The 19352-nt window shown below is 48.1% G+C and carries 14 protein-coding genes and 1 tRNA gene; 13 read left to right on the plus strand and 2 right to left on the minus strand.

The annotated features are described in order from the left end of the window. Window positions 1–24: 24 nt before the first annotated feature. From hrcA to FYJ39_RS00190, 5 genes are all read left to right on the plus strand, one after another. A complete protein-coding gene (gene hrcA / locus FYJ39_RS00170; protein ID WP_154470463.1) occupies window positions 25–1077 on the plus strand; it encodes a heat-inducible transcriptional repressor HrcA in 1053 nt (350 codons plus the stop codon). A gap of 36 nt (window positions 1078–1113) precedes the next feature. Then, window positions 1114–1761 carry a nucleotide exchange factor GrpE gene (gene grpE / locus FYJ39_RS00175; RefSeq protein WP_154470817.1) on the plus strand — a complete coding sequence of 216 codons (648 nt, stop codon included), beginning with the start codon at window positions 1114–1116 and terminating at the stop codon, window positions 1759–1761. A gap of 205 nt (window positions 1762–1966) precedes the next feature. After that, the gene (gene dnaK / locus FYJ39_RS00180; protein WP_154470464.1) at window positions 1967–3829 is read left to right on the plus strand and encodes a molecular chaperone DnaK; all 1863 of its coding nucleotides are present in this window, start codon (window positions 1967–1969) and stop codon (window positions 3827–3829) included. A gap of 233 nt (window positions 3830–4062) precedes the next feature. Next, on the plus strand, window positions 4063–5211 hold the full coding sequence (gene dnaJ, locus FYJ39_RS00185; protein WP_154470465.1) for a molecular chaperone DnaJ: 1149 nt from the start codon (window positions 4063–4065) through the stop codon (window positions 5209–5211). Between the two features lie 142 nt (window positions 5212–5353). Next, entirely contained in the window at window positions 5354–6268 is a 915-nt protein-coding gene (locus FYJ39_RS00190; RefSeq protein ID WP_154470466.1) for an SDR family oxidoreductase, read from the plus strand. 39 nt (window positions 6269–6307) lie between these two features. On the opposite strand, the gene FYJ39_RS00195 is transcribed toward FYJ39_RS00190, so the two are convergent. After that, window positions 6308–7264, minus strand: coding sequence for a DNA-3-methyladenine glycosylase family protein (locus FYJ39_RS00195; RefSeq protein ID WP_154470467.1), 957 nt, complete (start codon window positions 7262–7264; stop codon window positions 6308–6310). 97 nt (window positions 7265–7361) lie between these two features. Then, window positions 7362–8246, minus strand: a complete 885-nt coding sequence (locus FYJ39_RS00200; protein WP_154470468.1) for a LysR family transcriptional regulator — start codon at window positions 8244–8246, stop codon at window positions 7362–7364. A gap of 145 nt (window positions 8247–8391) precedes the next feature. On the opposite strand from FYJ39_RS00200, the gene FYJ39_RS00205 reads away from it, so the two are divergent. The 8 genes from FYJ39_RS00205 to FYJ39_RS00240 all read left to right on the plus strand — a co-directional run bounded on the left by FYJ39_RS00205 (window position 8392) and on the right by FYJ39_RS00240 (window position 19313). Further along, window positions 8392–9606 carry a dicarboxylate/amino acid:cation symporter gene (locus tag FYJ39_RS00205; RefSeq protein WP_154470469.1) on the plus strand — a complete coding sequence of 405 codons (1215 nt, stop codon included), beginning with the start codon at window positions 8392–8394 and terminating at the stop codon, window positions 9604–9606. Window positions 9607–9617: 11 nt separating this feature from the next. Next, window positions 9618–10313, plus strand: coding sequence for an L-serine ammonia-lyase, iron-sulfur-dependent subunit beta (gene sdaAB / locus FYJ39_RS00210; RefSeq protein WP_154470470.1), 696 nt, complete (start codon window positions 9618–9620; stop codon window positions 10311–10313). Next, window positions 10297–11178, plus strand: a complete 882-nt coding sequence (sdaAA, locus tag FYJ39_RS00215) for an L-serine ammonia-lyase, iron-sulfur-dependent, subunit alpha (protein ID WP_154470471.1) — start codon at window positions 10297–10299, stop codon at window positions 11176–11178. The genes sdaAB and sdaAA overlap by 17 nt, the downstream gene beginning before the upstream one ends. Before the next feature lie 579 nt (window positions 11179–11757). Then, complete coding sequence (pheS, locus tag FYJ39_RS00220; protein WP_154470472.1) at window positions 11758–12777, plus strand: phenylalanine--tRNA ligase subunit alpha; 1020 nt, start codon at window positions 11758–11760, stop codon at window positions 12775–12777. A gap of 43 nt (window positions 12778–12820) precedes the next feature. Further along, on the plus strand, window positions 12821–15253 hold the full coding sequence (pheT, locus tag FYJ39_RS00225; protein ID WP_154470473.1) for a phenylalanine--tRNA ligase subunit beta: 2433 nt from the start codon (window positions 12821–12823) through the stop codon (window positions 15251–15253). 99 nt (window positions 15254–15352) lie between these two features. Beyond that, window positions 15353–15436, plus strand: a tRNA-Leu gene (locus tag FYJ39_RS00230). A 321-nt stretch (window positions 15437–15757) separates the two neighbouring features. After that, window positions 15758–17554: an ABC transporter ATP-binding protein gene (locus FYJ39_RS00235; protein ID WP_154470474.1), complete on the plus strand. Its 1797-nt coding sequence runs from the start codon at window positions 15758–15760 to the stop codon at window positions 17552–17554. After that, window positions 17544–19313: an ABC transporter ATP-binding protein gene (locus FYJ39_RS00240; RefSeq protein WP_154470475.1), complete on the plus strand. Its 1770-nt coding sequence runs from the start codon at window positions 17544–17546 to the stop codon at window positions 19311–19313. The genes FYJ39_RS00235 and FYJ39_RS00240 overlap by 11 nt, the downstream gene beginning before the upstream one ends. Window positions 19314–19352 lie beyond the last annotated feature (39 nt).

Below are 19352 nucleotides of genomic sequence, written 5' to 3' on the forward strand. Positions count from 1 at the left end.
ATTGAAAAGTAAGGAGGCGGGCGGATGTCGTCAGATACATGTTTAGATGACAGAAAGGTTACAATATTAAAGGCTATTATCAAAACGTATCTGGAGACGGGAGAGCCGGTAGGTTCCAGAACTATATCCAAGTATTCGGAGCTGAAGCTCAGTTCTGCCACCATCCGCAATGAGATGTCAGATCTGGAGGAGATGGGTTATATTTTACAGCCTCACACATCGGCAGGGCGGATTCCCTCCGATAAGGGGTATCGGTTTTATGTAGACCAGATTATGCAGGAAAAAGATAATGAAGTAACTGAGTTTAAGGAGATGATGGTCCAGAAGGTTGATAAGCTGGAGCTGGTCCTGAAAAAGATGGCTCAGGCTCTTGCTTCCAATACGAATTACGCAGCTATGATAAGCGGACCCAGCTACCATAAGACAAAGATTAAGTTCATCCAGCTGTCCAAGCTGGAGAAAACCAAGCTTTTGGTAGTAGTGGTGGTAGAGGGAAATATCATCAGGAACGCGATGATTGATATTAATGAGGAATTAAGGGATGAGCAGGTTCTGAATCTGAATATTCTTCTGAACAGCAGCTTAAACGGGCTGACTATAGAGGAGATAAACCTGGATATTATCAGCAGACTCAAAAGCGATGCTGGAATCCACAGCCAGGTCGTGGAGCTGGTACTGAATGAGGTAGCCACAGCCATACGGGCAGGGGAAGAGGATTTGCAGATTTACACCAGCGGCGCTACGAACATTTTCAAATATCCGGAACTGTCTGAGGGAGATAAAGCAAGCCAGCTGATCAGTACTCTAGAGCATAAGGAGCTTCTTCAGGAATTTGTGTCGGAGGTCAACGCCGGTGCAGAGGAGGAGTCGGGTATTCAGGTTTATATCGGCGATGAAAGTCCAGTGCAGTCTATGAAGGATTGCAGCGTGGTTACTGCCAATTATGACCTGGGCGGGGGACTTCGGGGGACCATCGGTATTATAGGCCCCAAGCGGATGGATTATGAGAAGGTGCTGGGTACTTTGAGAAATTTGATGAGCCAGCTGGATACGGCATTTAAAAAAGATGAAAGGTGAGAAGTTGTGAGCGAAGATAAGAGGAAACAGGAGTTAATGGAGGAGGAAAGCGCTCCAGCAAAGGAGTGCCAGGAAGAAAGCGGCGAGGTACAGGCAGAAGCTGGAGAAGAAGGGCTGGAAGAAGCGGCGGCTGAGGATCGGCAGGCAGATACGGCAGAGGAATCGGAAGCAGCAGAGGGATCAGACATAACTGGAGAGGAGGAACCAGGAAGAGAGGAGAAAAAGAGCTTCTTTAAGAAAAAGAAAGATCCTAGGGATGAGAGGATAGAAGCTCTTACCGATCAGGTAAAACGCCAGATGGCAGAGTTTGAGAATTTCCGCAAGCGGACAGATAAGGAAAAGTCAGCTATGTATGAGATGGGCGCAAGGGATATCATCGAGCGGATACTTCCTGTGGTTGATAATCTGGAGCGGGGACTGGCAGCTGTTCCGGAGGCGGAAAAGGGAAGCTCCATTGCGGAGGGCATGGAGAAGATTTATAAGCAGTTCCAGAAAACCCTGGAGGAAGCCGGCGTAAAGGCAATCGAAGCTGTAGGCCAGGAATTTAATCCGGATTTCCACAATGCGGTGATGCATGTGGAGGACGAGGCTTTGGGAGAAAATATTGTAGCTGAGGAATTGCAAAAGGGCTACCTCTACAGAGAGAATGTAGTAAGACATAGCATGGTAAAAGTCGCAAACTGAGGCATTGAGCTTTTAAGGAGATCCGTCCCCGTAAGAGTAAGAGCGAAGGTTGTTACTGAAGCTTAGGGAGGTTTTTCCAGGCTTAGTTGAGCGGAATAAACCTGCCTAACGCAACCAGGCTGTTTCAAATTTCTTAGGAAAACCCTTTGGCAGCTTAGGCAGGACAAATAGTTGAATTTTATAGAACATTTCAGGAGGAAAAACTATGAGCAAGATTATCGGTATTGACTTAGGTACAACAAATAGCTGCGTAGCCGTAATGGAAGGCGGAAAGCCAACTGTTATTGCTAACGCAGAGGGTGTGAGAACAACTCCGTCCGTGGTGGCATTTACTAAGACAGGAGAGAGGCTTATCGGCGAGCCGGCAAAGCGTCAGGCAGTAACCAACGCAGATAAGACTATTTCCTCCATCAAGCGTCATATGGGTACAGATTACAAGGTGACGATTGACGATAAAAAATATACTCCCCAGGAAATTTCTGCTATGATCCTTCAGAAGCTGAAGGCAGACGCGGAGAGCTACCTGGGTGAGACGGTTACGGAGGCGGTTATTACGGTTCCCGCTTACTTTAATGACGCGCAGCGTCAGGCTACCAAGGATGCAGGCAAGATTGCGGGACTGGACGTTAAGAGAATTATCAACGAGCCTACGGCTGCTGCATTGGCCTATGGCCTTGATAATGAAAAAGAGCAGAAGATCATGGTATATGATCTGGGCGGCGGTACATTCGATGTATCCATCATTGAGATCGGCGACGGCGTTATTGAAGTTCTCTCCACCAACGGCGATACCCGTCTGGGGGGCGATGATTTCGACGCCGCCATCACTAACTGGATGATTTCTGAGTTTAAGAAGGCAGAAGGGGTTGACCTGTCCGCTGACAAGATGGCTCTTCAAAGATTAAAGGAAGCAGCCGAGAAAGCGAAAAAGGAGCTGTCCACTGCAACCACGACCAATATAAACCTGCCCTTTATCACCGCAACTGCAGAGGGCCCCAAGCATTTGGATATGAATCTGACCAGAGCTAAATTTGACGAGCTGACCCATGATTTGGTGGAGCGCACTGCAGTTCCGGTGCAGAACGCCCTTAAGGATGCGGGCATTACGGCAGCCGAGCTTGGGAAGGTTCTGCTGGTAGGCGGCTCAACCCGTATGATCGCAGCTCAGGAGAAGGTAAAGCAGCTTACAGGTAAGGAACCGAGCAAGTCTCTGAACCCTGACGAATGTGTTGCCATTGGTGCAGCTATCCAGGGCGGCAAGCTGGCAGGCGACGCCGGAGCAGGAGATATTCTTCTTCTGGACGTTACTCCGTTGTCCCTTTCGATTGAGACCATGGGTGGTGTGGCTACCAGACTGATTGAGAGAAATACCACGATTCCTACTAAAAAAAGCCAGATTTTCTCAACGGCCGCTGATAATCAGACGGCAGTAGATATTCATGTAGTACAGGGCGAGCGTCAGTTTGCAAGAGATAACAAGACGTTAGGCCAGTTCCGTTTGGACGGAATTCCTCCTGCAAGACGAGGCGTTCCCCAGATTGAGGTTACTTTTGATATTGATGCTAACGGTATTGTTAATGTATCTGCCAAGGATTTAGGTACAGGCAAGGAGCAGCATATCACCATCACTTCCGGCTCCAACATGTCCGATGCTGATATTGATAAGGCAGTAAAAGAGGCCGCCGAGTACGAGGCACAGGATAAGAAGCGTAAGGAAGCAATCGATGCAAGAAATGACGCGGACTCCATGGTATTCCAGACTGAGAAGGCTCTGGAGGAGGTTGGCGATAAGCTCGACGCTAACGACAAGGCTGAGGTAGAATCTGACCTGAAGACTTTAAAGGAAGCCATTAATCGTGCTCCGGTTGAGGAGATGACGGATGCTCAGGTGGAGGATATCAAGGCAGGTAAGGAGAAGCTGATGAACAGCGCTCAGAAGCTTTTCGCAAAGGTTTATGAGCAGGCACAGGCAGCGGGCGCTGCAGGCACAGGCCCTGACATGGGCGGCGCTGCAGGCGGTGCAGCTTCTGATGATGACGTGGTAGACGCTGACTTCAAGGAAGTATAATTTAGAATTACGCGGATTTGATATGGGGATTAGGAGCCGGGGTTTTTGGCACCTAACCCCTTTGTGACTGATAAAGGATTTTGCGTGAAAACCGTCATTTTCTACAGACGGCGGATGATAAAAGGTATATGATCCACATAATCGGACAAAGCTGCTGAGCTACTATGTCATTCTGAGTGAGTGTGCAAATTCAGAGTGTGGATTGAATGAAATGATAGAAGAGGTAGAACAACATGGCAGAGAGTAAAAGAGATTATTATGAAGTGCTTGGCGTTCCTAAAAATGCGGACGATGATGCCTTAAAAAGAGCATACAGAAAGCTGGCCAAAAAATACCATCCTGACGCCAATCCTGGCAATAAGGAAGCAGAGGCTAAATTTAAAGAGGCTTCCGAGGCCTACAGTGTGTTAAGCGATCCCCAGAAGCGCCAGCAGTACGACCAGTTCGGCCATGCTGCATTTGAGCAGGGCGGAGGCGGCGGAGGCGGCTTCGGCGGCTTTGGCGGCTTTGACTTTGGCGGAGATATGGGGGACATTTTCGGAGATATCTTCGGAGATATCTTTGGGGGCGGAAGATCCTCCAGAGCCAGAAGCGGGCCTATGAAGGGAGCGAACATAAAAACCTCCATACGTATAAGCTTTGAGGAAGCCGTATTCGGCTGCGAGAAGGAGATTGAGATTAACTTTAAGGAAACCTGCTCCAGCTGCAGCGGTACAGGAGCCAGGGCGGGGACTTCTCCACAGACCTGTCCCAAGTGTAATGGAAAAGGGAAAATCATGTACACCCAGCAGTCCTTCTTTGGACAGGTGCAGAATGTCCAGACCTGCCCAGATTGTAATGGAGCAGGAAAGGTTATTAAGGATAAATGCCCTGACTGTTATGGAACAGGCTATAAGACAGTCCGCAAGAAATTTAAAGTTTCCATTCCGGCAGGCATTGACAATGGACAGTGCGTCCGTCTGGCAGGCGGCGGGGAGCCGGGAGTGAACGGAGGAGAGCGGGGCGATTTGTTAGTGGAGGCGGTAGTTTCCAATCACCCCATTTTCAAGCGCCAGGATACCAGCATCTATTCTACTGTGCCTATCACCTTTGCAAGAGCGGCCTTGGGCGGAGCTATCCGCATCAAAACAGTAGACGGAGATGTGGAATATGAGGTGAAGCCAGGCACCCAGACTGATACAAAGGTGCGCTTAAAGGGTAAGGGGGTGCCCTCTCTGCGTAACCGCAGCATAAGAGGCGACCACTATGTAACTTTAGTAGTGCAGGTTCCGGAGCGCATGACCCAGGCTCAGAAGGAGGCTCTGAGACGGTTTGACGATGCCATGAATGGAGTCCAGACTTCTGAGGAGGAAAAGCCGAAGAAGAAGGGAATTTTCAAATAAGAAAGCTTGAGAAAAGATGCAGGTCGGATGAAAGGGCCTGCATTTTCTGCATGTTGATAGAAAAATTAAGAAAATCGCAAAGCATATATACGGTTTGTAGGCTATAATAATAGCATATTTAAGGAAAGGTACAAGCGGCAGTATGAGTAAGCGTTTATTGATTACAGGCGCCGGAGGTTTTTTAGGGTCCAGGCTTTCAGAATATTTTAGGAATAGGGAAGGCTATGAATGTGTAGCTGTGGGACATAGAGAACTGGATATTGAAGACTCTCTGATTGTATCGGCGTTTATGCAGGGGGTGCGTCCTGATGTGGTTTTTCACTGTGCGGGCATTTCCGACACAGCAGTTTGTGAACGGGAACCAGAGATGTCCCATAAAATCAATGTAAAGGGAACCTTCAATATGGCCAAGGCCTGTAGAGATACAGGAAGTAAAATGATATTTATGAGTTCGGATCAAATCTACGGAGCAACCCACGGCGCCGAACCCCATAGGGAGGGCAGTGAGAGAAGACCTGATACTGTGTATGGAAGGGATAAGCTGCGGGCAGAGGAAGCTGTGCTGACGTATCTTAAGGACGGAGTGGCTTTAAGGCTTTCCTGGATGTATGATTATCCTTCAAAGGGACGTATAGGGGGAAGGGATTTCCTCCATCAGTTGGTTGGGGCCCTGGCGGGCAGACAACCGCTGATCCTGCCGGTTCACGATTACAGGGGAATTACCTATGTATGGGAAGTAGTGCGCCGCATGGAGGCTGTTTTGGAGCTTCCGGGAGGCGTCTATAATATGGGAAGCGGAAATGAGCTGAGTACCTATGACACCGGACAAATGTTTCTGGAGGTCATAGACGGTTCCGCAGAGGCCGCAAAGCTTGTGAAGCGTGATGAACAGCGCTTTGCAGCCTGGCCCAGGAATTTGAATATGAACACGGAAAAACTGGAATCTTATGGTGTTATGCTGCCGGATACGCGGAAGGGAATCAAGCTCTGCTGCTCTGATTATGGAATCATAGCGGCAGGGAACGAAGGGAATGCCGGGAGGGATAGTGAACAATAAGTAAGGTGCAGCTATGGTTTTATGCCTGTGGCAGCTAAGTCATTTTTGTTTGTTCTGTCCGGATTCCCTGCCGGCGTGGCTTTCATCATTTCTGCTTCTTATATTTCTCTCAAAATGAAAGATATATTGCTGCATAATGCCGGCACAGCCCTTATACTGTCCGAAATGATCATGTATGATTTGATCGTAGAGCCGGGCCTTGGGCATCCGGCCGTAACGTCTTTTGGTGTAGTACTGCTCCATCAGTATTTTCTCAATCCAGGTGTCTACGGGAAAGGCATCTATATGGTGCAGTCCGAAAAGGCAGACGCAGTTGGCTACCTTTTTGCCGATTCCGTAGAAACTGGTGAGATAGCTCATGGCCTCTTTATAGGGCATTTCCTTTAAAGCGGAAAGGTTAAGTATTCCTGCAGCTGTATCCTGGGCCAGCTGGTATATGTATTTGGAGCGGTAGCCCAGCTTCAAAGATTGAAGTTCCTCCAGGGTAGCCGCAGCCAGCTGTTCGGGTGTTGGAAAGCTATAAAGAACAGGCTGTCTGGCTGGTTCTTCTGAAGGAGAGGAGGTCAGAGGCGTTCCGTAGCTGCTGCTCAGGGCTTCTACCAGATCTCTAATGTTCGGTATGGTCTTCTGCTGAGAGATGACAAAGGTGATGATCATTTCCCAGGGATCTTGACGGAGGATGCGGATGCCGCAGCCTGCCTGGGCTGCAGCCTGTAAATAGGAATCTTCTGGTGAAACTGAGGATAGAACAGCCTGATAGTCAGTTTCATAATCGAAATAGGACAGCCAGAAATCTAAATTTTCTTTTGGGCAGTCTAAAACAAGCTGTTCGTTTATCTGCCAGATGTTCAGCCACAGCCCCCGGCTGATGATCCGATAGCCAGAATCGGCATCTACAGGCAGCTTATGCTCTGGCAGGGGCGTCATCCGAAAGCATTGGCCCGATTGGGCAATCTGCCTTAAGCTGAGACATGGAATGGTGAAAGTGGTTATCATCGTATTGACCTTTCTGAATATGCTATATTATGTTATCACGCTTTGGTTTCAAAAGGACGGTTTCCCTTAGGCTGGTCTGATTGTCTCTATGAAGAAATCAGGAGAAGCTTGATTTGGCAAGCCGGATGAAGCAGTCCATTTCCTGGGTTTTCCATTTGTTTTTGTGGTAAAAGATTTGACGGTACAGCACTGATTGGAAATCACACACATCCAGTATTGCCAGGCGTTTCTCTTTAATGCTTTTTTGAACTGCAAAAAAAGGAAGAAAAGAAATGCCGCGGTTTTGATTCATCATCTGAATGATAAACTCTGTATTACTGATTTCAAGAAAGGGGGTCAGCTCTAATCCCTTGGATTCCAGAAACTGGTCTAGCTCCCTTCTGTAATTTTCATTTTTTTCCGTAAGAAAGAAAGGCTCTGCTATCAATTCTTCTAAATGAATTTTCTTTTTTCCAACCATATAAAAAGAGGGAGAGGAAACGAAGACGATAGGCTCCTTAAGCTCCATCACCTTATTCCAGTTATTATGATAACGAGGCCTGTCTAAAATATAAATCAAGTCTAGCTGGTTGCTTTCCATCATCTCAATCAGCGCTTTTGGGGTGCTGGTTGTTATACGCAGGGGAACGTTGGGGTAATTCTGCCGGAAGTAGTGAAAAATGGGAGGAAGCTTGGAAATGCAGAGAGACTCCAGGGTTCCTATGTGCAGGGGATTATGAAGCTCTTCATTTTGTCTTGCCAGCTGCTCTGCTTTATGCATTTCCTGAATTATATTGTTAGCGTAGACAAGAAACTGGCGGCCATGAGAGGTAAGAGAAATTTTTTTTCCCATTCTGTCAAATAGGCGGACATTCAATTCTCTTTCCAGAAGGCGGATCTGCACGGTAACGGCTGATTGAGAATAGCCCAAGAGCTCGGCGGCCTTTGAAAAGCTTTGCACTTGTGTAATGGTGATAAAGGATTGAATCTGCCTTAATTCCATATGGGAAAATCCTCCTTTATTATTATTCTTTTTCAACGCACCTATTTATTATATGAATTTGATTTATAAATATTGTTTATGATACAATATAATTACGAGGACGTCAATCGTGAATTTGCCAATTTGCAATAATGGAGGTATGAAAATGGAAACTAAAAAGAAGAAGCTGGGTCTTGTGCCAAGGCTGGTTATCGCTATTATCCTTGGTATTCTGATTGGTCAGTTTCTGCCAGAGGTTGTCTGCCGCCTTGTGGTAACGGCATCTGGCATGTTCAGCAATTTCCTGAAGTTCATTATTCCGCTGATGATTCTGGCCTATGTTACCATGGGAATTGCAGATTTGTCACAGGGAGCTGGAAAGCTTTTGCTTATAACTGTGGGTATTGCTTATGTTTCAACTTTGATTGCAGGCGCCTTTTCCTATACAGTATCCAGCACTCTTTTTCCTTCCTTTATGGATGAAGGCGCTCTGGAACAGATAGCCGCCACATCAGGGAAATCGGTGGAGGCATTTTTCAGCATACCAATCGTTCCGGTGTTAGATACCCTTTCAGCTGTGCTGCTGGCATTTGTTTTGGGGCTTTGTTTTTCTACCCTTAGGGGACGGACAATCGGCGATACGCTGTACGAGTCTATGAAGGATTTTTCGGGAATGATCGATAAGGTTTTAAATTCCGTTATTATTCCGCTCCTTCCTCTGTATATCTGCGGAACCTTTGTAGACATGACCCGATCCGGAAAGACCTTTGTTATTTTGGGTATCCTCTGGAAGGTGTTTCTGGTGGTTATCATTATGCATCTTGTAATTATTTTGTTCCAATTTATTGTGGCAGGGTCAGTGGGAAAGAAAAATCCTGCAAGGCTGCTTAAGAATCAGCTTCGCGGCTATATTACGGCTCTGGGAACCCAGTCCTCAGCAGCTACCATTCCTGTGAATCTGGAATGTGCCGCGGCAGACGGCATCTCTGAACAGATACGGAATTTTGTGGTTCCTTTGTGCGCCAACATACATATGTCCGGCTCAATCATTACAATTACGGCCTGTGCTACGGCAGTATGTCTGATGAATCAGCTTCCCATTAATCTGAGCACGGTTGTTCCTTTTGTTGCCACTTTAGGAGTTGCTATGGTTGCGTCTCCGGGTGCTCCAGGGGGTTCCATCATGACGGCTTTGCCGTTCCTATGGATGATATTCGGACGGGAGCTTGGAGATCCCAACGGACCTATCTGCGCCATTATGGTTGCTCTTTATATTACTCAGGACAGCTTTGGCACTGCCTGCAACGTATCTGGCGATAATGCCATTGGAGTGATTATTGACACAATTTACCACAGGTTTATAATGAAGGAAACTGCATAGGAGAGAATCATATGCCATATATCAGTGTATTTGACGTTTTAGGGCCCAATATGATTGGGCCCTCCAGCTCCCACACGGCAGGGGCTGCCTCTATTGCCTGCCTGGCCCGCAAGATGATTAGCGGCAGAATCAAAAAAGTGGAATTTATTCTATATGGTTCGTTTGCCAAGACCTACCGGGGACACGGAACAGACAGGGCTCTTTTAGGAGGAATCATGGGTTTTGCTACAGATGACAAGAGGATTCCTGATTCCTTCTCCATCGCCCGGCAGAGGGGACTTTTATTTTCCTTTGCTGTGAATGAAAGAGAAACGGAGGTTCATCCTAATACAGTAGATATTGTTATGACCAATGAGCTTGGACGTAGGATGACTATACGGGGGGAATCCCTTGGGGGAGGTAAAATCCGCATTACCCGAATCAACAACGTAGAGGTGGATTTTACGGGAGAATACAGCACAGTAATCGTAATTCACAGGGATAAGCCAGGTGTAGTGGCCCATATCACTCGCTGCCTCAGCGATGAGAATGTTAATATTGCTTTTATGAAGCTGTTCAGAGAAGAAAAGGGTAAACTGGCTTACAGCATTGTGGAATCAGACGGGCAGCTGACTGAACATGTATCAGGTGAGATTAAGAAAAACAAATATGTCCAGGATGTAATGCTGGTTAATTTGCAGGGAGGAACCGATGGAAGCAGACTTTAAAAGTGGAAAAGAGTTGCTGGAGCTGTGTCAAACACAATACCAGCCCATTTCCGAGATTATGAAGCTTCGGGAATGTCAGCTTGAACATAAAAATCCAGATGAGATAACAGAAAAGATGAAGCACGCGCTGGAAATTATGAAGGAATCTTCTATTATACCGGTTAAAAATCCGAAAAAATCAATAGGAGGCCTCATAGGAGGAGAGGCCCAACTGCTGGATAAGCACCGGGCGAAGGGAAAGAATATCTGTGGTAATGTGCTGAGCCGGGCTATGACTTATGCAGTAGCCATGCTTGAGGTGAATGCCTCTATGGGGCTGATTGTGGCTGCTCCTACGGCGGGATCATCAGGCATTGTCCCTGGCCTTATGCTTGCTTTGAAGGATGAGTATCACATATCTGATGACAGAGTTATCAATGTAATGTTTAATGCAGGCGCTATAGGCTATTTGGCTATGCGCAATGCTACTGTGGCCGGAGCGGTAGGAGGCTGCCAGGCGGAGGTAGGGGTTGCCTCAGCTATGGCAGCATCATCTGCCGTTGAGTTGATGGGTGGAACGCCAGGACAATGCCTGGATGCGGCTTCGATTGCTCTGATGAACATGCTGGGCCTTGTGTGCGACCCGATAGGAGGCCTTGTAGAATGTCCCTGCCAAAGCAGAAATGCGGCAGGAGTTGCCAATGCCCTGGCTGCTTCTGAGATGGCTCTTAGCGGGATCAGGCAGCTCATTCCTTTTGATGAGATGCTGGAGGCCATGTACTCCATTGGTAAAAAGCTTCCTGTGGAATTTCGGGAAACAGCCATGGGGGGGTGCGCGGCAACTCCTGCCGGATGCGCTCTGGCTAAGCCGGCTTGTCCAGTTTAAAAACATAGCGAGAATGCATGATTGAATAAAATATAAAATTCACTTCTGCGTTTGTTGTGAAAAACATAGTAAAAAGTCTTGACATTTTCAAAAGATGTGGATAGAATGAAGATTAGATTCATATTAAAAGGCTATGAACGTGTATAGTAGATGCTTTATTTTCCGTCAGAGAGGGAAGGCCACCGGCTGAAAGCCTGCCCAGGTTCAGATAAGCAGTTGAAATTCCCACGGAAGCCGCACGGATGAATGGGAGGAGACTCCCGGTAGTTTGTGACGTTTACACACGTTACGTGATATGAGCGCCTGTCCGGGCTTCCTCTGCATAACGAGACAGCCGGAGCGGGAAGCAGGGTGGTACCGCGAGCTTACAGCCTCGTCCCTTCAGATGAAGAGACGGGGCTTTTATAGTGTGACGGTCATGCTCTGCTCCTAGTGAGAAGTCCCAAGCGGAGTAGCTGACAAGAACTCAATAGCGGTCTGCAAGCCGTAGCCTTAATGCGTAAATCAGGCAGATAAACGGGAAAGGCTCAAAGCCTGTTTTGTGAGGTTCCTGAAGCCATATAAAGAAAAGGAGAAGCCATGAGAGAGCAGTTAGAAAAAATCAAAAAAGAAGCCCTGAAGCAGATTCAGTCTTCAGAAGCCCTTGAAACGCTGAATGAAATACGGGTTAGCTACCTGGGAAAAAAGGGAGAGCTTACAAATCTATTAAAGAGTATGAAGGATGTTGCTCCTGAGGAGCGGCCCAAGGTAGGACAGATGGTTAATGATGCCAGGACTGCGATTGAAAGCTGTCTGGAGGAGGCCAAGGCCGTTCTTGGGAGAAAGGCCAGGGAGGAGCAGCTAAAAAAAGAGGTAATTGACGTAACCCTTCCGGGGAAGAAGCGTAAAACAGGCCACAGTCATCCTAATACCATCGCATTGGAGGAAGTGGAGCGTATTTTCATAGGAATGGGCTATGAAGTGGTGGAAGGGCCTGAGGTGGAGTATGATCACTATAATTTTGAGAAGCTGAACATTCCAAAGGGACATCCGGCAAGGGATGAGCAGGATACCTTTTACATCAATGACAGAATACTTTTAAGAAGCCAGACCTCTCCTGTGCAAATCCGCACGATGGAGAAGGGAAAGCTTCCCATTCGTATGATTGCTCCGGGACGTGTATTCCGTTCCGATGAGGTGGACGCGACCCATTCACCCTCCTTCCACCAGATTGAGGGGCTTGTGATTGATAAAAACATTACCTTTGCGGATTTGAAGGGAACTTTGGCTGAGTTCGCAAAGGAGCTTTTCGGACCTGAGACCAAGGTTAAATTTCGTCCCCACCATTTCCCGTTTACGGAGCCAAGCGCGGAGGTAGACGTAACCTGCTTTAAGTGCGGCGGCAGAGGCTGCCGGTTCTGTAAGGGATCAGGCTGGATTGAGATTTTAGGCTGCGGCATGGTGCATCCCCATGTGCTGGAAATGTGCGGCATTGATCCTGACGAGTACTCAGGCTTTGCCTTCGGAGTGGGGCTTGAGCGTATCGCCCTCCTTAAGTACGAGATTGACGATATGCGCCTTTTGTATGAGAATGACATCCGATTCCTAAAGCAGTTCTGAGATGGATCGAAAACCAGTGAGAAGATAGAAAGGGAGAAACGACATGAATACAGCATTATCATGGATTAAAGCATATGTTCCGGATCTGGATGTAACGGCTCAGGAATACACGGACGCTATGACCCTAACAGGCACTAAGGTGGAGAGCTATGCTTGCCTGGATAAAAATCTGGAGAAGATTGTAGTGGGGGAAATCCTTTCCGTGGAGCGGCACCCCGATGCGGATAAGCTGGTGGTCTGCCAGGTGAATGTGGGCACAGGGGAACCTGTGCAGATCGTAACAGGCGCTCCAAACATTACAAAGGAGTCGGCGGGAGTTAAGGTTCCTGTGGTTTTGGACGGGGGGCGTGTGGCAGGAGGCCATGATGGAGGAGCCATTCCGGAGGAAGGAATTAAAATAAAAAAAGGCAAATTAAGAGGTGTGGAATCCTGTGGCATGATGTGCTCTGTAGAGGAGCTTGGAGCAAGCAGGGATATGTATCCAGATGCGCCGGAAAGCGGTATTTACCTGCTTCCGGCAGACAGCGAGCCGGGAGCTGACGCAGTGGAGGTTATGGGGCTTAGAGATGTGGTGTTTGAGTACGAGATTACATCCAACCGCGTGGACTGCTACAGTGTGATCGGCATTGCTAGAGAGGCGGCGGCTACCTTCCAAAAGACCTTTGTTCCTCCGGCAGCAGTTGCTACAGGCAACCATGAAAGCATTCATGACTATCTGAAGGTTCAGGTGGAAAATACAGAGCTGTGTCCACGCTACTGCGCTAGGATGGTGAAGAATATAAAGCTGTCTCCGTCTCCTCAGTGGATGCAGCGCAGGCTGGCAGCCAGCGGAATTCGCCCTATTAATAACATTGTGGATATTACCAATTATGTAATGGAGGAATACGGACAGCCAATGCATGCCTTCGACTATGATCAGTTGGCAGGGCATGAAATCATAGTAAAATGCGCGGCAGATGGGGACGTATTCCAGACGCTGGACGGTCAGGAGCGGAAATTGGATTCTACCATTCTTATGATCAATGACGGGGAAAAGGAGGTGGGCATCGCCGGTATCATGGGCGGTGAAAACTCCAAAATTACCGATGATGTGAAGCGGCTGGTGTTTGAGTCTGCCTGCTTTAACGGAACGAACATTCGCCTTTCTGCTAAGAAGGTGGGGCTTCGGACAGACGCCTCTGGCAAGTACGAGAAGGGCCTTGATCCCAATACAGCAGAGGAAGCTGTAAACCGTGCCTGCCAGCTTATTCAGGAGTTGGGGGCAGGAGAGGTTATCGGAGGAATCATCGACATTTATCCTGAGAAAAAAAGGGAACGTCGTATCCCCTTTGACTCCTCCAAGATCAACCGTTTGCTTGGAACGAATGTGAAAGAGGAAGTCATGCTAGCGTATTTCAGGGCGATTGATCTTGGGTTTGACCCTGAACAAAAGGAGGTCATCGTTCCAACCTGGCGCCAGGATCTGGAGAGAATGGCAGATTTGGCAGAAGAGGTTGCCAGATTCTACGGATATGACAGGATTCCAGCCACGCTTCCTTCTGGAGAAGCTACTACAGGAAAGCTGTCCTATAAGCTGAGAATTGAGCAGATCGCAAGGGAGGTTGCAGAATTCAGCGGATTTTCTCAGGGAATGACCTATTCGTTTGAGAGCCCCAGGGTATTTGATAAAATGCTGATTCCCACAGACAGTCCGCTGAGAAGCGCAGTGAATATTTCCAATCCTTTGGGGGAGGATTTCAGCGTGATGCGAACCACTTCCTTAAATGGTATGCTGACCTCTCTGTCCACCAACTATAACCGCAGGAATAAGGCTGTGCGCCTTTATGAGCTGGCAAATGTATACCGCCCCAAGGCTCTGCCTCTTTCCCAGCTCCCGGATGAGCGGATGCAGTTTACCCTAGGCTTTTATGGAGACGGGGACTTTTATACTATGAAGGGCGTAGTAGAGGAATTCCTGGAGAAAGCCGGGATGGGCAGGAAGCCCCGCTATAATCCTCAGTGCGGGCATCCCTATCTCCATCCCGGAAGAAAAGCCAACATCCTTTATGAGGGAACGGTTATCGGCTTTTTAGGAGAGGTTCACCCGGAGGTGGCTGACAATTATAAAATCGGTGATAGAACCTATATTGCTGTTATTGATATGCCTTCTATGATGGAATACACTACCTTTGATCGGAAGTATACCGGAATTGCCAGATTCCCGGCTGTTACCCGTGACCTCAGCATGGTAGTTCCTAAGGATATTCTGGCAGGACAGATTGAGGAGGTGATTGAGCAAAGAGGGGGCAGGATGCTGGAGAGCTATGAGCTGTTTGACATCTATGAGGGAGCGCAGGTGCTGGCAGGTCATAAGTCAGTGGCTTATTCCATTACCTTCAGGGCAAAGGACCATACGCTGGAGGAAAAGGAGGTAACCTCTGTTATGAATAAAATTTTAAATGGGCTGAAGGGCCTTGGCATTGAATTAAGAGGATAGAGCCATTGAACGGATCTGAAACATTTTGGATTAAAAATGATTGACAATAGCTTTTATATCCATTATAATAATCTTCGTTGCTTGTAAAAGCAGCGAGATGCAGAAGTGGCGGAATTGGCAGACGCGCACGGTTCAGGTCCGTGTGGTAGCAATACCTTGTGGGTTCGACTCCCATCTTCTGCAGCAGCAAGAGCAGGAGGCCTTAAAAAGGCTTCCTGCTTTTTTGCCTGTCCTGGACAAAGCTGCTGCGGCAACACCGATTTTGACAGAATGAGATAAGGTTTGGATAGTAATTTAGTAATAAATAGTATATACTGTAGTTTGAGATTTATTATAAGCCCGGCAGAGGGGAGAGAACATGGCAGGCAGGATCGGTACAATAAGGGCTTGGAAATTTACAGTTGAGGCAACCTGTATTTGGAGTAGGAGGAATAGAATGAAAAAGGGCTATTGTCTGCCACAAGGACGGCTGCAGGGGATAGTCCTTTTGGATTGGAGCAGGGGATGAAACGATTATTCAGATATATGAAGGATTATAAGAAGGAGAGTGTTCTTGGCCCTCTTTTTAAGATGCTGGAGGCTAGCTTCGAGCTTTTTGTACCCCTGGTAGTGGCAAGCATGGTAGATGTGGGAATCAAAAACCGGGATGGAGGATACATTATGAGGATGGGAGGCCTGCTGCTTATGTTGGCTATGATCGGACTGGCCTGCTCCCTCACAGCCCAGTATTTTGCAGCTAAGGCAGCCGCAGGGATAGCTGCCCGTTTGAGAAATGATTTATTTGTTCATATTGGCGGCCTTTCCTATACAGAGCTGGATCAGTTGGGGAGCTCCGCCATGATTACCAGAATGACCAGCGATGTCAACCAGGTTCAGAATGGGCTCAATATGGCTCTGCGCCTGCTGCTGCGTTCCCCTTTTGTGGTTTTCGGAGCTATGGCTATGGCTTTTACAGTGGATGTAAGAACCGCTATGATATTTGTGGCAGCCATACCGGTTTTGTGCGTGGTGGTATTTGGAATTATGCTGGTGAGCATGCCTCTTTACAGAGCGGTTCAGAGACAGCTTGATAAGGTGCTCCTGCTTACCAGAGAAAGCCTGGCGGGAGTCCGGGTGATACGGGCTTTTAACCGGCAGAGGAGCGAGACTGAGAAATTCCAGGGCGAAAATGCCCGTTTGGTGAAGATGCAGGTGTTTGTCGGAAACACATCCTCTCTTTTAAATCCTGTTACCTATGTAATTCTCAATATAGCTTTAGTAGCCGTACTCTGGTCTGGAGCAGAGCAGGTGGAGGCGGGAGCCATCAGTCAGGGTAAGGTTATTGCCCTGGTAAACTATATGTCCCAGATTCTGGTAGAGCTTATTAAGATGGCAAATCTAATAATTTTAATTTCCAAAGCCATTGCCTGCATGAACCGGGTGGACGGAGTGTTCCAGGTGGAGAGCTCCATCCGGGAGCCCCAAAGAAAGGAAGAGGGAATAAAGTGGGGGGAAGTGTATACACCGGCAGCTCATGCAGAAGCCAGGCCGGAAGCGATAACAGCTTTTGCGCCAAAGGTAGAGTTCAGGGATATGGATTTTATCTATGAAGGCGCTGGGGCAGAGGCCTTAAAATCCATCTCATTTAAAGCTATGCCAGGACAGACCATTGGAGTGATTGGAGGAACAGGCTCTGGTAAAACAACTTTGGTGAATCTGATTCCCCGGTTTTATGAAGCGTCTGGAGGGCAGGTCCTGATTGACGGTACAGATGTGAAGGAGTACAGACTTAAGGAGCTGAGAGAGAAGGTGGGGATGGTTCCCCAGCATGCGTCGCTTTTTAAGGGAAGCCTTCGGGACAATATGAAATGGGGAAGGCAGAATGCGTCGGATGAGGAAATCTATGAGGCCCTGGAGATAGCCCAGGCCAGGGAATTTGTTGACAGCAAGGAGCAGGGATTGGAGCTTGCTATTGACCAGGAGGGAAGGAACCTGTCAGGAGGCCAGAGACAGCGCCTCACCATTGCAAGAGCTCTGGTGAGAAGGCCGGAAATCCTGATTTTAGACGACAGTGCGTCGGCTCTTGACTTTGCTACAGAAGCCAGGCTGCGGGCTGCGATTCGAGAGCATATGGATAACATGACTGTGTTCATTATCTCTCAGAGGGCCTCTGCCATACAAAATGCAGATATAATACTGGTGCTGGAGGATGGGCATCTGGCAGGCCTGGGAACCCACAGGGAGCTTCTTAGAAACTGTGAGGTTTACAGGGAAATATGCCTGTCCCAGCTATCTGAGGAGGTTGAGAAGGATGAGCAGTAGGAAGGCTTCTATGACGGGAGATACAGGCAGAGGGACCCTAAAGAAAATATTGGAATATATCAGGCAGTACAGGTGGGCGGTAATCCTTTCTCTGCTTCTGGCTCTGCTTACGGTTGCCCTTACCTTGTATGTTCCTGTCCTGATTGGCCAGGCAGTGGATTGTGTTGTGGCAAAGGGACAGGTGGATTTCAGGGAAATTGCAAAAATAATATGGAAAATTCTGGTGATAGTAGCTCTTGCGGCTGCTGCCCAGTGGCTGATGAACCACATTCATAACAGGATTACCTACCGGGTGGTGATGGATATACGCACAAAAGCATTCAAGCATGTGGAACGGCTGCCTCTGAGGTATCTGGATTCTCAGCCATCCGGGGACATTCTCAGCCGCATGATCGCAGATGTGGATCAGTTTTCGGAAGGGCTTTTAATGGGCTTTACTCAGCTGTTTACAGGCGTGATGACCATTGGCGGCACATTGGCCTTTATGGTTTTGATCAATCCTTTTATTACAGTTGTCGTTGTGCTTCTGACACCCCTTTCCTTGTTTGTGGCCAGCTTTATCGCAAAGAAAACCTTTACGATGTTTCAGCGCCAGTCGGAAACCAGAGGAGAGCTGACGGCTCTTACAAATGAGATGCTGGGCAACATGAAGCTGGTTCAGGCTTTCGGCTGTGAAAGTCAGGTTCAGTCCCGGTTTGAAGCGCTCAGCAAGCGGCTGGAAGGGTACAGCCTGAAGGCTGTGTTTTTTTCATCTATAACAAATCCGGCTACCCGGTTTGTCAACAGTATGGTATATGCGGCTGTAGGAATGACCGGAGCCTGGGGGGCGATTCAGGGATTTATGACGGTAGGGCAGCTGACCAGCTTTTTAAGCTACGCTAACCAGTATACAAAACCCTTTAATGAAATTTCGGGAGTGGTGACTGAGCTCCAGAATGCGCTGGCCTGTGCGGCCAGGGTCTTTGAGCTGATGGATGAGGCGGTCATTCCAGAGGATAAGGAGGACGCTGTAAAGCTGGAGCAGGCCAGGGGAAGGGTGGAGCTTCAGGCTGTAAGCTTTTCCTATGAGCCGGATCAGAGGCTGATTGAGAATTTAAATCTGGAGGTGGAGCCTGGGCAGAGAGTGGCCATTGTAGGTCCTACAGGCTGTGGAAAGACAACCATGATCAATCTTCTGATGAGGTTTTATGACGTAAGATCAGGGGCCATCAAGGTAGATGGACGGGATATAAGGGACGTTACAAGAGAGAGCCTTCGCGCAAGCTACGGAATGGTGCTTCAGGAAACCTGGCTTAAGTCAGGAACCATACGGGAAAATATTGCATATGGGAGGCCGGAGGCATCAGAGGAGGAGATCGTGCAGGCTTCGAAGGCGGCTCATGCCCATGGATTTATCATGCGTATGCCTCAGGGCTATGATACCATTATCAGCGAGGAAGCCGGAAACCTGTCTCAGGGCCAAAAACAGCTGCTTTGTATTGCCAGGGTTATGCTCTGTTTGCCGCCTATGCTGATATTGGATGAAGCTACCTCCTCCATCGATACCAGGACGGAGCTGCAGGTACAGAAGGCCTTTGCACAGATGATGAAGGGAAGAACCTGCTTTATTGTAGCCCACCGCCTGTCTACCATTAAGGAGGCGGATGTGATCCTGGTGATGAAGGAAGGAAGGATATTGGAGAAGGGACGGCATGAGGAGCTTCTTGAACAAAAGGGCTTCTATGCAGCATTATATAAAAGTCAGTTTGCAGGCGTATAAGGAGGGCCGTGAAGCGGAAGGAGCCGCAAATGGATTGCA

The sequence above is a fragment of the Clostridium porci genome (assembly GCF_009696375.1).
Taxonomy (GTDB): domain Bacteria; phylum Bacillota; class Clostridia; order Lachnospirales; family Lachnospiraceae; genus Enterocloster; species Enterocloster porci.

Bases quoted from the DNA above. Each gene is read 5' to 3' on its own strand.
- hrcA (WP_154470463.1), top strand. From the start codon at position 25: ATGTCGTCAGATACATGTTTAGATGACAGAAAGGTTACAATATTAAAG.
- grpE (WP_154470817.1), top strand. From the start codon at position 1,114: ATGGAGGAGGAAAGCGCTCCAGCAAAGGAGTGCCAGGAAGAAAGCGGC.
- dnaK (WP_154470464.1), top strand. From the start codon at position 1,967: ATGAGCAAGATTATCGGTATTGACTTAGGTACAACAAATAGCTGCGTA.
- dnaJ (WP_154470465.1), top strand. From the start codon at position 4,063: ATGGCAGAGAGTAAAAGAGATTATTATGAAGTGCTTGGCGTTCCTAAA.
- FYJ39_RS00190 (WP_154470466.1), top strand. From the start codon at position 5,354: ATGAGTAAGCGTTTATTGATTACAGGCGCCGGAGGTTTTTTAGGGTCC.
- FYJ39_RS00195 (WP_154470467.1), bottom strand. From the start codon at position 7,264: ATGATAACCACTTTCACCATTCCATGTCTCAGCTTAAGGCAGATTGCC.
- FYJ39_RS00200 (WP_154470468.1), bottom strand. From the start codon at position 8,246: ATGGAATTAAGGCAGATTCAATCCTTTATCACCATTACACAAGTGCAA.
- FYJ39_RS00205 (WP_154470469.1), top strand. From the start codon at position 8,392: ATGGAAACTAAAAAGAAGAAGCTGGGTCTTGTGCCAAGGCTGGTTATC.
- sdaAB (WP_154470470.1), top strand. From the start codon at position 9,618: ATGCCATATATCAGTGTATTTGACGTTTTAGGGCCCAATATGATTGGG.
- sdaAA (WP_154470471.1), top strand. From the start codon at position 10,297: ATGGAAGCAGACTTTAAAAGTGGAAAAGAGTTGCTGGAGCTGTGTCAA.
- pheS (WP_154470472.1), top strand. From the start codon at position 11,758: ATGAGAGAGCAGTTAGAAAAAATCAAAAAAGAAGCCCTGAAGCAGATT.
- pheT (WP_154470473.1), top strand. From the start codon at position 12,821: ATGAATACAGCATTATCATGGATTAAAGCATATGTTCCGGATCTGGAT.
- FYJ39_RS00235 (WP_154470474.1), top strand. From the start codon at position 15,758: ATGAAACGATTATTCAGATATATGAAGGATTATAAGAAGGAGAGTGTT.
- FYJ39_RS00240 (WP_154470475.1), top strand. From the start codon at position 17,544: ATGAGCAGTAGGAAGGCTTCTATGACGGGAGATACAGGCAGAGGGACC.